At 26.7% G+C, this 15,147-nt stretch carries 13 protein-coding genes and 1 pseudogene; 6 read left to right on the top strand and 8 right to left on the bottom strand.

The window, feature by feature from the left end; translation table 11 throughout:
• Positions 1-1,288: DUF2828 family protein (locus HUJ77_RS08925; protein WP_291708232.1), on the top strand; the 1,288-nt coding region annotated here is incomplete at its 5' end.
• 572 nt (positions 1,289-1,860) lie between these two features.
• Positions 1,861-2,853: a tyrosine recombinase XerC gene (locus HUJ77_RS08920; protein WP_291708234.1), complete on the top strand. Its 993-nt coding sequence runs from the start codon at positions 1,861-1,863 to the stop codon at positions 2,851-2,853.
• A gap of 81 nt (positions 2,854-2,934) precedes the next feature.
• Here the strand turns inward: HUJ77_RS08920 and HUJ77_RS08915 are convergent, their stop codons facing one another.
• The gene (locus HUJ77_RS08915; RefSeq protein WP_291708231.1) at positions 2,935-3,300 is read right to left on the bottom strand and encodes a hypothetical protein; all 366 of its coding nucleotides are present in this window, start codon (positions 3,298-3,300) and stop codon (positions 2,935-2,937) included.
• A gap of 166 nt (positions 3,301-3,466) precedes the next feature.
• On the opposite strand from HUJ77_RS08915, the gene lexA reads away from it, so the two are divergent.
• Together lexA and HUJ77_RS08905 are read left to right on the top strand one after the other, a co-directional pair.
• Positions 3,467-4,069: a transcriptional repressor LexA gene (gene lexA / locus HUJ77_RS08910; protein ID WP_291708230.1), complete on the top strand. Its 603-nt coding sequence runs from the start codon at positions 3,467-3,469 to the stop codon at positions 4,067-4,069.
• 61 nt (positions 4,070-4,130) lie between these two features.
• Positions 4,131-4,706, top strand: a complete 576-nt coding sequence (locus tag HUJ77_RS08905; protein ID WP_291708229.1) for a metalloprotease family protein — start codon at positions 4,131-4,133, stop codon at positions 4,704-4,706.
• Between the two features lie 59 nt (positions 4,707-4,765).
• On the opposite strand, the gene HUJ77_RS08900 is transcribed toward HUJ77_RS08905, so the two are convergent.
• The 7 genes and pseudogenes from HUJ77_RS08900 to HUJ77_RS08870 all read right to left on the bottom strand — a co-directional run.
• Positions 4,766-6,049 (bottom strand): methionine gamma-lyase family protein, encoded by a 1,284-nt coding sequence (locus HUJ77_RS08900; protein ID WP_291708228.1) that lies wholly within the window; start codon positions 6,047-6,049, stop codon positions 4,766-4,768.
• Positions 6,050-6,191: 142 nt separating this feature from the next.
• The gene (hfq, locus tag HUJ77_RS08895) at positions 6,192-6,425 is read right to left on the bottom strand and encodes an RNA chaperone Hfq (RefSeq protein ID WP_291708227.1); all 234 of its coding nucleotides are present in this window, start codon (positions 6,423-6,425) and stop codon (positions 6,192-6,194) included.
• Positions 6,426-6,464: 39 nt separating this feature from the next.
• Positions 6,465-7,391: a tRNA (adenosine(37)-N6)-dimethylallyltransferase MiaA gene (miaA, locus tag HUJ77_RS08890; RefSeq protein ID WP_291708226.1), complete on the bottom strand. Its 927-nt coding sequence runs from the start codon at positions 7,389-7,391 to the stop codon at positions 6,465-6,467.
• Positions 7,392-7,400: 9 nt separating this feature from the next.
• On the bottom strand, positions 7,401-9,293 hold the full coding sequence (gene mutL, locus HUJ77_RS08885; RefSeq protein WP_291708225.1) for a DNA mismatch repair endonuclease MutL: 1,893 nt from the start codon (positions 9,291-9,293) through the stop codon (positions 7,401-7,403).
• Between the two features lie 19 nt (positions 9,294-9,312).
• Entirely contained in the window at positions 9,313-11,943 is a 2,631-nt protein-coding gene (gene mutS / locus HUJ77_RS08880; protein ID WP_291708224.1) for a DNA mismatch repair protein MutS, read from the bottom strand.
• 137 nt (positions 11,944-12,080) lie between these two features.
• Positions 12,081-13,238 (bottom strand): flagellin lysine-N-methylase, encoded by a 1,158-nt coding sequence (gene fliB, locus HUJ77_RS08875; protein ID WP_291708223.1) that lies wholly within the window; start codon positions 13,236-13,238, stop codon positions 12,081-12,083.
• 187 nt (positions 13,239-13,425) lie between these two features.
• Positions 13,426-14,700 (bottom strand): annotated as a pseudogene (locus HUJ77_RS08870) (DEAD/DEAH box helicase); the annotation flags it as partial.
• On the opposite strand from HUJ77_RS08870, the gene acpP reads away from it, so the two are divergent.
• Together acpP and HUJ77_RS08860 are read left to right on the top strand one after the other, a co-directional pair.
• Positions 14,660-14,899 (top strand): acyl carrier protein, encoded by a 240-nt coding sequence (gene acpP, locus HUJ77_RS08865; protein ID WP_291708233.1) that lies wholly within the window; start codon positions 14,660-14,662, stop codon positions 14,897-14,899. The pseudogene HUJ77_RS08870 and the gene acpP sit on opposite strands and share 41 nt — an antisense overlap.
• Positions 14,900-14,913: 14 nt before the next feature.
• A partial coding sequence (locus HUJ77_RS08860; protein WP_291708222.1) for a nitronate monooxygenase occupies positions 14,914-15,147 on the top strand: 234 nt, incomplete at its 3' end.

Raw genomic sequence — 15,147 nt, 5'->3', positions numbered from 1 at the left:
TTCTGAAGAAGAAATAATAAATAAATATAAACTTATATTATTATTTAATAATGATGAAAGTATTAAATTCCTATTTTTTATTAGGAGTATTAATAAGGGGCTAGGGGAGAGAAGGATATTCAGAATTTTACTAAAATACTTAGCTAAAGAAAATCCAGATAGTGTAGAAAAGAATTTAAGAGCCATCCCTAAATATGGTCGGTGGGATGATTTATACGCTTTATTTGATACACCTTTAGAAAATAAAGTAATAAACCTATTTAAATCTCAAATTCAAAAAGATTTATCTTCTAATAGACCATCAAACTTAGGAAAATGGCTAAAATCAGAAAATTCATCTTCAAAAGAAAGTAGAGCTTTAGGTTATAAAACTAGAGTATTATTAAACTATTCACCAAAAAAATATAGAAAGCTATTATCTACTTTAAGAAAAAAGCTTAATATAACAGAAAGTATTCTAACATCAAAACAGTATGAAAAAATTAATTATGGAGATCTTTCGAAAATAGTTTTAAGTAAATATAAAAAAGCTTTTCTTAGAAATGATAATGATAAATATAATTTATATTTACAAAATGAACATTATAAAGAAAAGTTTTTACCTAATAAAATAATTAACTACCTAAATTCTAATATGAAACTTGATATTCTAAATAAAAAAATCGAAAAATCATTATTTGATATAATTATTAAAGAAGCTAAGATATTAGAGGATTCAATTATAATAAATGGATTAGAAGAAGATGAAAATTCTTACACTTTAAGTTTACTTTTATTTACAATCGTTTTATACAAAAAAATAAATTTGAACGCATTTAAAAACCATTATATATCTTTTAAGAAAAATCCTAAATTTAATAAATTGTCAGAATCGAATTCTGTTAATAATATAAAATCAATATATAATAATTATAGTAATTTTAAAATAGATTTAAACGCAGCATTAGATTTACTTTTATTTACATTATTAAAGAAGAATATAAATCCAGAATCAGCTCCAAAAGCAATATTGTTTATATATAACAAGGATGAAGATATAGATTTTAAATCATTAGAAATTAATAAAGAAAAATGGCTAAAAGCCGGTTTTAAGCATCCAAAAATTAAATTGTGGAATTTAAATAGCTTAGAAAGAAATTTTTCTATAACAAGTTACCAAGAAACAATTAAAATCTCAGGATATAATCAAAACATCTGGCCGTATTTATTAGAATCAAAACCAATAACTAATTCTAAAATAATTTTAAATAAATACAAAAAAATTAATTACCAAGATATTATTATATAAGTAATGCAAAGTTGCATTACTTATATAATTTACTTTACATAATATTTAATATGTAGTAACTATACTCTAGAAAAACCCACTAAATTTATTTCGCTAAATATACATTTAGTGAATTTCGTTATCTTGAAAAAGTAAAATGGCTGTGATATAATAAAATCAAGGCTTAACAAGGATTTAATGAGGTGAAAAAAATGTCTAATGTGCGAAAAATAACTTACAAATATAAAGATTTTAAATACAGCGATGATGTAAACAGGCTTTTAAATGTTGAGTTAACTAATAAAGATAAGAAAAAAATTCATTTAATCTATTCAAACTATTACAATTTAGGCGTAGATCGTGGATATGAATTTATAATTGAAGATCTTTATAAATTAGTTGAAATACATAAGTTATCTACTGACCAATTGGCAGAAATATATGATACTGGTGTTAGAAATATTCAAATCTGGCTTAAGGAATTAGGAATTAATCGCAGTATAAAAAAAGGTCAGAAATTAAAGAAGAAAAATTCTTCATCAAATTTGAATTTAAAATCTGGCGAAAATTCAAATTTAAATAACAATTCATTAATGAATAAATACGGTATAGAAAAACTTGAAATTAAAAATTTGCCACAATCCATTATTGATTTTTTAAATTACTTAGAAACAATTAAAGGTAAATCACCAAATACAATTAAGGGCTATGAAATTGATTTATCTATGTTTTTTAAATTTCTAAAAATATATAAAGGTTTAGTTGTAGATCCTTCTCTTGAATTTCATGAAATCGATATTAAAGATATAGATAATTCATTTATAAGAAATATTAAATTAACAGATATATATGCATTTTTAAGTTTCGCAGAAAAACAAAGAAATAATGGTAATTATGCCAGAGCAAGAAAAGTTGCAGCTTTAAAGTCTTACTTTAAATTTCTTCAAGGCAAGGCAAAAATTATAGAAGATAACCCTACCTTAGATTTAGAATCTCCTAAGATTAATAAAAGACATCCAATTTATTTAACCTTAGATGAAAGTTTAAATTTATTAACTTCCTTAGATAAAAGTAATAAAAATTATCCTAGGGATTATTGTATTCTAACATTATTCTTAAATTGCGGAATGCGATTATCGGAATTATGTGGAATTAAAATGGAAAAAATTAAGGGAGATACTTTAACTATTATAGGAAAAGGTAATAAAGAAAGAACTGTTTATTTAAACGAAGCATGTATAAAAGCTATAAATAACTATTTAATGGTTAGAGATGACTCAAAATGTCTTCCAGAAGATAAAGAATACCTACTACTCTCCTCCCGCTATAAACCAATAAATAAAAGAACTGTGGAGCTATTAGTTAAAAAGCATATTTCTAATTCTGGATTAACAGACGAAAAATATACCCCTCATAAATTAAGACACACTGCCGCTACCCTAATGTATAAACACGGTAATGTAGATATTAGAAGTTTACAAAGTATATTAGGTCATGAAAATATATCAACTACTCAAATTTATACACACGTTGATGAGGACATATTAAGAGACGCTGTTAACTCTAACCCACTATCAAAAGTATAATTTAATTAGTGGACAAGCTATTTGATTTTAAAATTTAAAGGTAGGTATTAAATATAAATTTAATACCTACCTTTATTTAAATTACTTTTTCTTTAATACTCTAAATCCAGGGAAAATTTCTTCTGTAGCTTCATCAAGATCTTCTTCTAAGTAATCTAAGTCATCTATGTATTCAATATGATCAAAAGCATCTACATACTCTAAATTCTCTCCTTCTTCAATTTCATACTCTTCTTCTTCCATATTAGTTTCTTCTTTTAAAGCTTCTAGCATACTCTTATACTCGGCTTCTAAAAATTCATTTTCTTCTATGGTTTTTGCTATATCTTCTATCTTTATGGCTCTAACATCTATTCCTTCTTCTTTTAGACAATCACCACAATTATCACATATTCTATTTGGATATATATCACATATATCATCATCAGTGTATTTATTTATATTCACGAAAACACCACCTATAATATAATCTAAGTTTTAACGTAAATTATATTATATCAAATTAGTATATAATAATCAAATTTTATTTGTAAATTTCCTTAATAAGAACATAAGTTTGATATTAAACTATTTTTATGTTATAATATCTCTAATAAAGTGAGGTGTTTTATTAATGGAAGTAAGCGATAAGCAATTAGAAATCTATGAATTTTTAAAAATATATACAGAAAATAAAGGATATCCACCTTCCGTAAGAGAAATATGTGAAGCTGTAAATTTAAGATCAACTTCAACAGTTCACGGACACTTAAAGAGATTAGAAAAGAAGGGTTTTATTAAGAGAGATCCTACTAAACCACGTGCTTTAGAAATCATAGAAATGTCTAATAATAGAAAAGAAATGTTGAATATACCTATTATAGGAAAAGTAACAGCAGGAGCACCGATCTTAGCTACTGAAAATATTGAAGATACCTTCCCTATCCCAATAGAATATATTAAGCACAATGATGAGCTGTTTATGTTAAAGGTTACTGGTGATAGTATGATAAATGCTGGGATAAATGATGGGGATTATGCAATTATAGAAAAAGCACCAACTGCTGAAAACGGAGATATAGTTGTTGCTTTAATAGAAAATGAAGCTACAATAAAAACCTTTTATAAAGAAAAAGATCATATAAGACTCCAACCAGAAAATGATACACTATCTCCTATTATTGTAGAAGATTGTAGTATACTTGGAAAATTAGTTGGTTTATTTAGAGCATATTAAAAATTATGAGTCATACAATATTGTGTATGACTCTATTTTTTTATTCTTCAGGAGGTAAAAAATGAAGATTTCTATTGCAAAGAAGAAGGAACATTTAACAGAAGACGATTTAGATAATTACAATATAATAGATAAAGAAAACTATTCTTCAATAATATTTTTTCTAAAAGTACCAGTTGCTCTATCATATGCCTTTGGCTTAGGCTACAGTTTGTTTTTTCTAGGTGATGATTATATACATGTAGGCAAAACATTTTTGGCTTTACTAATTATTTCTTATATCTTTATTGAATTTCCTTATGCTTTTATAAAGGCATTATTTCTTCCAAAAGTACTAAAAAAGGATAATATAAATCTTGAAATTAACCCATTTACTATGGCTATAAATATAAAATCAAAAATAAAAATTTCTAAGGTTAGGATTATTTTTTCATTAATAGTTCCTTGTATACTTTTTGCTGTAATTCCTACAATAGCAAGTTATATGCTAGAGTTTAATATATATTTATATGCTATTGCATCATCAGCAGCAATTATATCTGTTAAGGATATTATTTATTTACTTATACTTATAAAAAACAACTCTTTAGGCAGTTACATTAAATTAGAATCAAATGAATTTATTTTTTATCAATAAATAAAAGAGGCTGTCGCAACAACCTCTAATTTTACATTGTGCGACAGCACCTTTATTTATTATAAATTAAGAATATTATTTAATGAAATCATTATACCTATTTTAGCATGATCAAAAGTTAATCCACCTTGTAAGTATGCTATATAAGGCTCTCTTATAGGTGCATCTGCTGATAATTCAATAGATGATCCTTGTATAAATGCTCCAGCTGCCATTATAACCTCATCATTATATCCTGGCATAGCCCATGGTTCACATTCTACGAATGAATCTATAGGAGATCCTTTTTGTATCCCCTTACAGAATTGTATTAATTTATCTTTATCTCCAAACTTAATAGCTTGGATAATATCACTTCTTTTTTCATTATATTTAGGTAATACATCAAATCCTGCAAGTTCCATTATTCTTGAACAGAATACAGCTCCCTTTACTGCTTCTATTGCTATATGAGGTGCTAAGAAAAGTCCTTGGTAAAGTTGTCTAACAACTCCAAAAGTAGAACCGCACTCCCCTCCTATTCCAGGCGTAGTTAATCTATAAGCAGCTTGTTCTACATATTTAGTCTTACCAGCTATATAACCTCCTGTAGGAGCTATTCCACCACCTATATTCTTTATTAAAGACCCAGCAATTAAATCTGCTCCAACGTCTGTTGGTTCAATATAATCAATAAATTCTCCATAGCAATTATCTACAAATACTACTACATCATTTCTTATGTCTTTAATAAACTTTATTACTTCTTCTAATTCACTTACTAAAAATGAGTTTCTCCACCCATATCCTGTACTTCTTTGTATATGTACTAATTTTATTGTTTTATCTTCAGATAGAACTTCTTTAATTCCATCTAAATCAAATTTACCATTTTTTAAATCTACTTGCTTGTAATTAACACCATATTCCTTTAATGAACCTATGTTTTCTTTTCCACTGATTCCTATAATATTATGAAGAGTGTCATATGGTGCGCCTGAAACACATACCATAGTGTCTCCTGTTCTTAAATTCCCCATTAAAGCACACCCAATGGCATGTGTTCCATTAACAAAATGAGGTCTTACAAGTGCACTTTCTGTATTAAATACTCTAGCATATACTTTATCTAAAGAATCTCTTCCTATATCATCATATCCATAACCTGATGAATTTGTAAAATGTGATTCACTTATTCTCTCTTCTTGAAATGCTTTTAAAACTTTTAACTGATTATACTCTCTTATTTCATCGTAACTACTAAATACCTCTTCTACATCATTTAAAGCTCTCTTATATAATTCAAAGGTATTATCTTTAAAATTAAAGGCTTTTATCATTAAATCTTCTGTTTGTTTTAACATAATATATCTACATATTAATAATTAATATGTAATCTCCCTTCTTTTATATAAAATATGTTTACATAAACACAATATTATCATATTTCACGGTAATTTCAAACACTTATACTTTATATAAAAGAAAAAAAGTAGGATAAAGTTCCTACTCTTCTTCATTATTAAATAATATTGGTTTTGAAGGAGTTATTGTTGTTATTGCGTGCTTATAAACAAGCATTTGTTTACCTTCGCTATCTAAAACAACAGTAAAACTATCAAAGCCCTTTACATAACCTTTTAGTTGAAAGCCATTTGTTAAATAAATTATCACTGAAATCTTATTTTTTCTAGCTCCATTTAAAAAGATATCTTGTAAGTTATTAGGCTGTTTATTCATATTAAACACCTCCAAAGTATTATTAAATAAGTATGATATTTATTGCCTTAGGTCATTAACTATTTTTTGAAATACTTCTTCTTCACTTAATTCATCTTTATTTAGAAATATAGCTCTTGGATCTCTTCTAAACCATGTTAATTGTCTCTTTGCATAATTCCTTGACCCTTGCTTTATCATCTCTACTGACTCTGTATAAGAAATTTTGTTATCTAAGTAGTAAAAAACTTCTTTATAACCTATTCCTTGCATTGACTGCATAAGAGAATTATACCCCATATTCTTAAGTTTTATGCACTCATCAATTAGCCCTTGTTCTAACATAATGTCCACTCTTAAGTTTATTCTATCATATAGCTTAGCTCTATCCATATTAATAACATAATATCTTACATCATATTGGCAATTATAAAAATCATTCCCTGCATTAAAAGAACTAAAAGGTTTATTCGTTAATTTAAATACTTCTAAAGCTCTAATAACTCTTTTTCTATTATTGAAATGTATTTCCTTATAACTAATAGGATCTATGTCTTTTAGCAGTTCATGAATATATTCATTACCTTTTTCATCAGCTAATTTTTCTAATTCTTTTCTGTATTCATTATCACTTTCTGCTTCTGTAAAGTTCATATTACAAGTAAGAGAGTTAATATACAATCCCGTTCCACCTACTAAAATAGGTAATTTACCCCTTGATAAAATATCTTCTATACATTTTGACGCACTTTCCTTGTATTCTGCTACAGAAAATGGTACAGAAGGATCAACTACATCTATCATATGATGTTGTATCCCATCCATTTCATCTTTAGTTATTTTAGCTGAACCTATATCCATATACTTATATATTTGCATAGAATCAGTAGAAACTATTTCTCCGTTTAACTCCTTAGCAAGTTTTATAGATAAGTTAGTTTTACCAACTGCTGTTGGACCAGCTATAATTAATATCTTATTTTTCATTATTTCTCCCTAAACAATTCTTCTAAATTTTTTATCTAAATCATAATTAGTAAACTTTATAATTACAGGTCTACCATGTGGACAATGGAAAGGATCATCTAAATATCTTAAATCATTTATTAATCTCTCCATTTCAGATTCATTTAGATAATTATTTGCCTTTACAGCAGCCTTACAAGCTAATGTGGCTATTTTATTATATTTAACTTCAGTGGTCTTACCACTACCTAAGCTTTTAATATTATCTAATATATTCATAAATAAATTCCTAGCATCTAATTTACCTAAGAAATATGGAACTTCCTTTATAGATATAGTATTACCACCAAAGTTTTCAATTATAAAGCCTGCATTTAAGAATATTTCAGCATTTTCATCATAATAGCAATAATCGTCAGTGGTTAAATCTATTAATATAGGTACTAGTAGTTGTTGTACTACTATATCCCCCTCTTCTATATTCTTTAAATACTTTTCAAATAAGATTTTTTCATGAGCTGCATGTTGATCAATTATATATAATATATCTTCATACTCTGCTAAGATATACATCTTATTAAATTGGCCTATTACTTTTAAGTTTGGAAATTTAGCTACCTTATTATTATCTAATTTATTACTTGGTATATTAATTTCCTTTTTATTTTCATATACTACTGGTTTATCTACTATATTATCATAACTTGGTTTTATATTAATAGAATTAGCTAAACCTTTTAGGCTTTCATATAGCTCTTCTTCTTTTCTTACTTCTTCATAAGTTAGATTTTCTAAATCCTTATGAATTATCTTTTTATTATCCTCTTCTATGTCCTCTTTAGGAAAATCATTAATAGTAAACTTTATTTCTTCAATACTATTTGAATCTTCTGCTTCTTCAGTTTCTTCCTCAGGAATATAAAAGTCCTCAAATACTTCATTTCTAAAAGCTTTATGTACTGAATCAAAAACCTTCTTAAAAATCCCCCTATCTTCCTTAAACTTAATTTCAGCCTTTGTTGGATGTATATTTACATCTACAAACTCTGGATAAAGCTCTATAAAAAGAACAAAGAAAGGGAATTTATTAACTGTTGCAAAAGATTTAAAAGCATTTTCTACAGCAGCAACTATAGTTTTATTTTTAATATATCTTCCATTAACAAAGATACTTTGATTATTCCTTGAACCTCTAGCAATTTCTTCTTTACCTATATACCCATATAAAGAAATAGCATCTTCCTTATTCTCAAAATAAATTAAATTGTCACTAATGGTTTTACCATATATAGTTCTTATTACATCAATTAGATTTCCTGTTCCATAGCTATGTAATACCTTCTTACCATTATTATAAAACTTAATAGAAACTTCAGGATGAGATAGTGCTATTCTATTAACTATATCTCCAATTAAAGCTCCTTCTCTTGATATAGTTTTTAAAAACTTCTTTCTTGCAGGTACATTATAAAATAAATCTCTTACTTCTATAATAGTTCCTTTATTAGTACCTATATCATTTAAGCTTATAATTTCTCCGCCCTCTATAACTATTTCAGAGCCAAAATCTTCACCTTCTATTTTACTTTTTAAACTTACCTTAGAAATAGATGCTATAGATGCTAATGCTTCTCCTCTAAAGCCTAATGTCATTATAGAGTATATATCATCAACATCTTTTATTTTAGATGTAGCATGAGGTAAAAAAGCCTTCTTTATATCATCTTTATGAATACCATACCCATCATCTATTATCCTTATTAAAGAAACTCCACCCTCTTCTATTTCAATGGTAATATTCTTTGCATCAGCATCTATAGAGTTTTCCATTAGCTCTTTTACAACAGAGGAAGGACGTTCTACAACTTCCCCTGCTGCAATTTTATTAGAGGTATGTTCATCTAATATATTAATTCTCTTCATATTCTACCCCCTTATAAATTTATTTTAACCTTTTAGCTTCTAAAGTTAATTTGTACAATGTATTCATTGCATCCATAGGAGTTAAAGACATTACATCTAAATCTGCTATAGAATTGATTAAGCTTTCCTTCTCTATTATAGAAAAATCTAATTGATAGTTATCTTCCTTATTAACTTTTTTGCTCTTTTTAATTTTTTCTTCTTTTTCTATAGCTACTTCTTTAATAACTTCAATAGGTTTTATCTCTTCTTTATTTCCTTCTAATGAAGCTAAGATTTCTTTTGCTCTATCTATTACTTCATTAGGTAAACCAGCAAGTTTTGCAACCTCTATTCCATAAGATTGATCTGCTCCTCCTTCTACTATCTTTCTTAAGAAGATAATAGTATCTTCTACTTCTGATACTGCTACTGAATAATTCTTAACACCTTCAATGGTACCTTCTAATTTAGTAAGCTCATGATAGTGTGTGGCAAATAAAGTCTTGCATTTAAGATTATTATTTTTAGAAATATATTCTATAACTGACCAAGCTATACTTAAACCATCATAAGTTGAAGTTCCTCTTCCCACTTCATCTAATAATACTAAACTTTTTGATGTAGCATTTTTTAATATATTTGATACTTCCCACATTTCAACCATAAATGTTGACTTTCCACCAGCTAAATCATCTGAAGCACCAATTCTAGTGAAAATCTTATCGCATATAGAAATATTAGCAGCTTTAGCAGGGACAAAGGATCCTATTTGTGCCATAAGCGTAATTAAAGCTACTTGTCTCATATATGTAGATTTACCTGCCATATTAGGTCCTGTAATAAGTAGTAATCTATTATTATCAGTATTTAATAAAGTATCATTTGATACAAACTCTCCATTACTAATTACCTTTTCAACTACAGGGTGTCTTCCTTCTGATATATCAATTAAGCCCTCTTCATTTATAGATGGCTTTATATAATCATTTTCTAATGCAATAAGAGCTAATGTAGATAAAGCATCTAAATTACCTATTACTCTAGCACTTTGCTTAAGTCTTGGAATTTCCTTTTCAATAAGATCTCTAATTTCCACAAATAAATTATATTCTAATGATATTAGTTTCTCTTCAGCTCCTAATATCTTATCTTCCATTTCCTTTAATTCTTGTGTAATAAATCTTTCAGCATTAGCTAAGGTTTGCTTTCTTATATATCTACCTTCTGGTATAGAAGAGTAATTTGCTCTAGATATTTCTATATAATAACCAAATACTTTATTATAACCCACCTTTAAAGATTTAATACCTGTAAATTCTCTTTCTCTATTTTCTAAAGCTGCAATCCACTCTTTTCCATGGAATTTAGCAGTTCTTAAGCTATCAACTTCTTCATTATATCCATCTTTAATTATATTTCCTTCTTTTAATGATAGAGAAGGATCATCCAGTATTGAATTAGATAGTAAATCTTTAATATCAGATAATTCATCTAACTCATTAAACCATTGCTTTAATATTTTAGAACTAGCTTTAGATAAATGCTCCTTAATACCTGGTAATTTCTCTATAGATTTTTTTAAAGATATTAAGTCTTTGGCATTTACATTCTTATTAGAAATTTTACCAACTATTCTTTCAATATCATAAATCTCTTTTAGTAGAACTCTTAAGTCTTCATTAAAATAATTATTCTTAAACAGTTCTTCTACTCCATCTAATCTCTCTTCAATTTCACCTTTAATTATTAGAGGTTCCTCAATCCATTTCCTAATAGCCCTTCCCCCCATAGATGTAGAAGTCTTATCTAATACCCAGATTAAGCTACCTCTCTTTGATTTTTCCTTAAGGCTTTCTGTAAGTTCTAAATTTCTTCTTGAATTACCATCTATAGTCATATAATTAACTATATCGTAGTATTCAAGCAAGTTAATATTAGTTAACGTCATCTTCTGAGTATCATATATATATTTCAGTAAGGCTTTAGAAACCTTCTTAGATAACTCATTTAAATTTGTAATACATACCTCTGAAAATTGATTAATTAATTCCTCTTCAGTACATATATTTTTATCTAAATCTCTCTTAGTTATTAATGCTTGTGTAACAGAAGTGATTTCTGATAAAAGTTCTTCACTTATATTATTATCTACAAGTATTTCTTTTGGATTAACCTTTGTTATTTCATCTAATAATGTTGCCTTAATAGAATTAAAGGATGTTACCTTAAATTCCCCTGTAGATATATCAGAAATTGATACACCATAACTATAATCATTTTTTACTATGCACATTATATAGGTATTTTTATATTCACTATCTTCTGAAGCTTCTATAAAAGTTCCAGGAGTAATTACCTTAATAACATCTCTTTTTACAATCCCTTTAGCTACTGAAGGATCTTCCACTTGCTCACCTATAGCTACCTTATAACCTTTATTTACTAATCTAGCTATGTATGATGATGCTGCATGAAAGGGGATACCACACATAGGTGCTCTTTCCTCTAATCCGCAATCTCTTCCAGTAAGTACAAGTTCTAGTTCTCTTGATGCTATCTTAGCATCTTCAAAGAACATTTCATAAAAATCTCCTAGTCTAAAGAATAAAATACAATCTTTATAATTCTCTTTTATCTCAAAATATTGTCTCATCATTGGAGTTAACATATATATACCTCACAAATACTAATTTATGTATAAACCTTGTAATACTAAGGTTTTATGACTATTATACTATAAATTTAATACAATAAAAAGTAATAACTTATAGTATAAAAGTGGAGCTTAGTAATAGCCCCACTTATCTAGTTATATAAAGTTATTATGAAATTTTCAAAACTAAATTCATCCCTTGTTTCAAATAATTCTTGTAGAATATCTACATTTTCTTCTAAGTGTTCTATATCCCTAGAATATTTGTAGGCTATATCTACTAAATCTTCATTTAAAAACTCTTTGTTTTCTAAATAACGTACTAAAGATAATTCTTTAATCATTATAAAGCTTATTAAAGCAAATTTTATCTTTGCTATAGCATCATAATCAAAAACCGCCTTCATAAAATATCTGTATACATAATAAATAACTATTTGTTCAAACTTATATTCATTATTTTTATAGCAGTCATTAAAGGCTAAATTAAGTTCTGAATAAAGATTTATATCTTCATCAGCCCTCCAAAAGTATCTTAAAGGATTTTCTAATTCTTCAATATACTCAGCCTTAAGATGCTTTAAATCCTTAAATATGTTAATAACACTATAAATATTTAAATATTTAACTTCTAATTTATTATTATACTTTTGAAATGAAGCTAACTTTTCATTAAGAAAATTCTTATTTATATAATCATCCTTAATCTTTCTAATAGAGCTTATATCATTTAAATCTATTTTCTCTTGAACTTCATTTATAAAATCAAGTACTAAAGCGCATCTGTCTATTAATTTTATAGACCTATCTTGTAATATATTAAAGATAACAGTTCTACACTGCATAAGGTTAATATATATATTAGGATTTATATCATTATAACTATTTACTTCCTCTTCAGTTTCAGATAAAGTAAATTTCGCTATTTCAGATTTATTTAGTATTATTCTTGCTGCTTCAGGGCATGATAAAGATATACCAATTTCTCGTAAGTTACCAAACTCCTCTAAATAGCGAGGATATTCTCTACATGTATAGCAGAGACTATCTCCCCCTAATTCACTATATATTTTACATAAGTTATCATCATTTAAGAATGAACATCTATCTCCATTTAACGTAAATACATGTTCCCCTTCTTCCTCTACAATCTTACTTCTTAATTCTTCTCCAAATTCACCTTCAGTAGATAAGTAATTTTTATAACTCTTATCATCAATTACTATTCCCCATCCAGCACAACAAGTATCTTCACATTTATCAGCAATGCATTTAAACTTTTCAAAATAATCTGGTGTTCTTATTTTCATTTTTCCCTCACATAGTTTATATATTTTACTAAAATAATTTTAGTACTACAATGAAATCTATTCAATAGGCTAGCTTTAAATTTAATTTTAAAATAGTTACTAATTTATTAAAAAATTAATAAAAGAAGAGGATAGACGGTTTTATATTAAATAAAACTATCTATCCTCCTTATTATACAATTAAATATTATCCTATAGAAAATAAATTTAAGATATCTTCATCACTTAAAGCATTTATATTTGAAGCTTCCATATCATTATCTATTATCTTTTCAATTAACTTTCTCTTTTCATCTTGAAGTTCTACTATTTTTTCTTCAATAGTATTCTTAGAAATAAGCTTTATAACTTCAACAATATTCTTTTGCCCAAATCTATGTGCTCTATCAGTTGCTTGATCTTCAACTGCTGGGTTCCACCATGGATCAAAGTGAATTACTATATCTGCTGAAGTTAAGTTTAACCCTGTTCCCCCAGCCTTTAAGCTAATTAAAAACACAGAATTATTTCCATTATTAAATTCATCTATTAACTGAATTCTTTTTTCTGATGGTATACTTCCATCTAAATAACTATAAGATATTTTTTCAGTCTCTAATTTCTTAGATATATTTTTTAATACAGAGGTAAATTGTGAAAATACCAGTATTTTATGTCCCTCTTCTATTCCTTGGTTTAATAATTCAATTAAAGAATCTATCTTTCCACTACTTCCTATATAGTCATTTATTAATACTGATGGATCTAAGCATATTTGTCTTAATTTTGTTATATATGAAAGTATCTCAATTTTACTATTATTTAATTCATCATCTTTTACTTTCTTTTCAATTAGATTCTTAGCATAATCTGCATATATACCATATACCTTTTCTTGTTCTTCAGACATTGAAACTAAAAGTTTCTTTTCAATTTTTAAAGGTAATTCCTTTATTACATCCTTTTTATACCTTCTTAGTATAAAAGGTTGAATTAGCATATTTAATTCTTCTAAAACTTCATTTGATTCATGTAACTTTTTATAATATCTAACACTAAATCTCTTTTCATCAAATAGATACCCTGGCATTATGAAATCAAAAATTGACCATAGTTCTAAGACTGAGTTTTCTATTGGTGTACCTGTTAATGCAAACTTTCTTTTAGCATTTATTTTCTTTACAGATAAAGCATTTTGAGAGTTACTGTTTTTAATATACTGTGCCTCATCTATAAAACAATAATCAAAATTAATATTGCTATATAAATCTAAGTCTCTTTTTAGAATATTATAAGTTGTTATTACAACATCATATTTACTAAGATTATTTAATATATTAATTCTCTCATCCTTTGTTCCATTTAGAACTGCCCATTTAATGCTTGGAGCAAACTTATCAATTTCATTGCTCCAGTTATATATTAATGATGTTGGGGCAACAATTAAAGTTTTAGAAGGAAGAGTTGATAAAATAAAGGAAATAGTAGCAGAACAATTAGGAATTGATGAAAGTGAAATAAAAATGGAAACTAACTTTATTGACGATTTAGGAGCTGACTCTTTAGATTTGTTCCAAGTAATAATGGAGTTAGAAGAAGAATTTGATGTAAAAGTAGAAGAAGTTGAAAATATAAAAACAGTAAAAGATGCAGTTGAATTTATTGAAAAAGCTACAAACTAATATGGAGGTAGAATATGAAAAAGGACATTAGAGATATTTTAGATATTAAGTATCCTATTTTCCAAGGTGGAATGGCTGGAATTTCAGAAAGTAATTTAGTTGCTGCAGTATCAAATGCTGGAGGTTTGGGTATAATAGCAGGGGCAAATGCTCCTGCTAACCTTATTAGAGAAGAGATACGTAAAACTAAAAAATTAACAGATAAGCCTTTTGGTTTAAATATTATGTTATTATCTGATAATGCAGAT

The organism is Clostridium sp. (assembly GCF_021443865.1).
Taxonomy (GTDB): domain Bacteria; phylum Bacillota; class Clostridia; order Clostridiales; family Clostridiaceae; genus Clostridium.
This window is presented reverse-complemented; position numbering and strand designations above follow the sequence as displayed.

What these genes read in the sequence shown, in the direction of transcription:
- hfq (WP_291708227.1), bottom strand. Translation starts at nt 6,425, where the DNA reads ATGAATAAACAGCCTAATAACTTACAAGATATCTTTTTAAATGGAGCT.
- mutL (WP_291708225.1), bottom strand. Translation starts at nt 9,293, where the DNA reads ATGAAGAGAATTAATATATTAGATGAACATACCTCTAATAAAATTGCA.
- mutS (WP_291708224.1), bottom strand. Translation starts at nt 11,943, where the DNA reads ATGTTAACTCCAATGATGAGACAATATTTTGAGATAAAAGAGAATTAT.
- lexA (WP_291708230.1), top strand. Translation starts at nt 3,467, where the DNA reads ATGGAAGTAAGCGATAAGCAATTAGAAATCTATGAATTTTTAAAAATA.
- HUJ77_RS08900 (WP_291708228.1), bottom strand. Translation starts at nt 6,049, where the DNA reads ATGTTAAAACAAACAGAAGATTTAATGATAAAAGCCTTTAATTTTAAA.
- miaA (WP_291708226.1), bottom strand. Translation starts at nt 7,391, where the DNA reads ATGAAAAATAAGATATTAATTATAGCTGGTCCAACAGCAGTTGGTAAA.
- fliB (WP_291708223.1), bottom strand. Translation starts at nt 13,238, where the DNA reads ATGAAAATAAGAACACCAGATTATTTTGAAAAGTTTAAATGCATTGCT.
- HUJ77_RS08920 (WP_291708234.1), top strand. Translation starts at nt 1,861, where the DNA reads ATGAATAAATACGGTATAGAAAAACTTGAAATTAAAAATTTGCCACAA.
- HUJ77_RS08905 (WP_291708229.1), top strand. Translation starts at nt 4,131, where the DNA reads ATGAAGATTTCTATTGCAAAGAAGAAGGAACATTTAACAGAAGACGAT.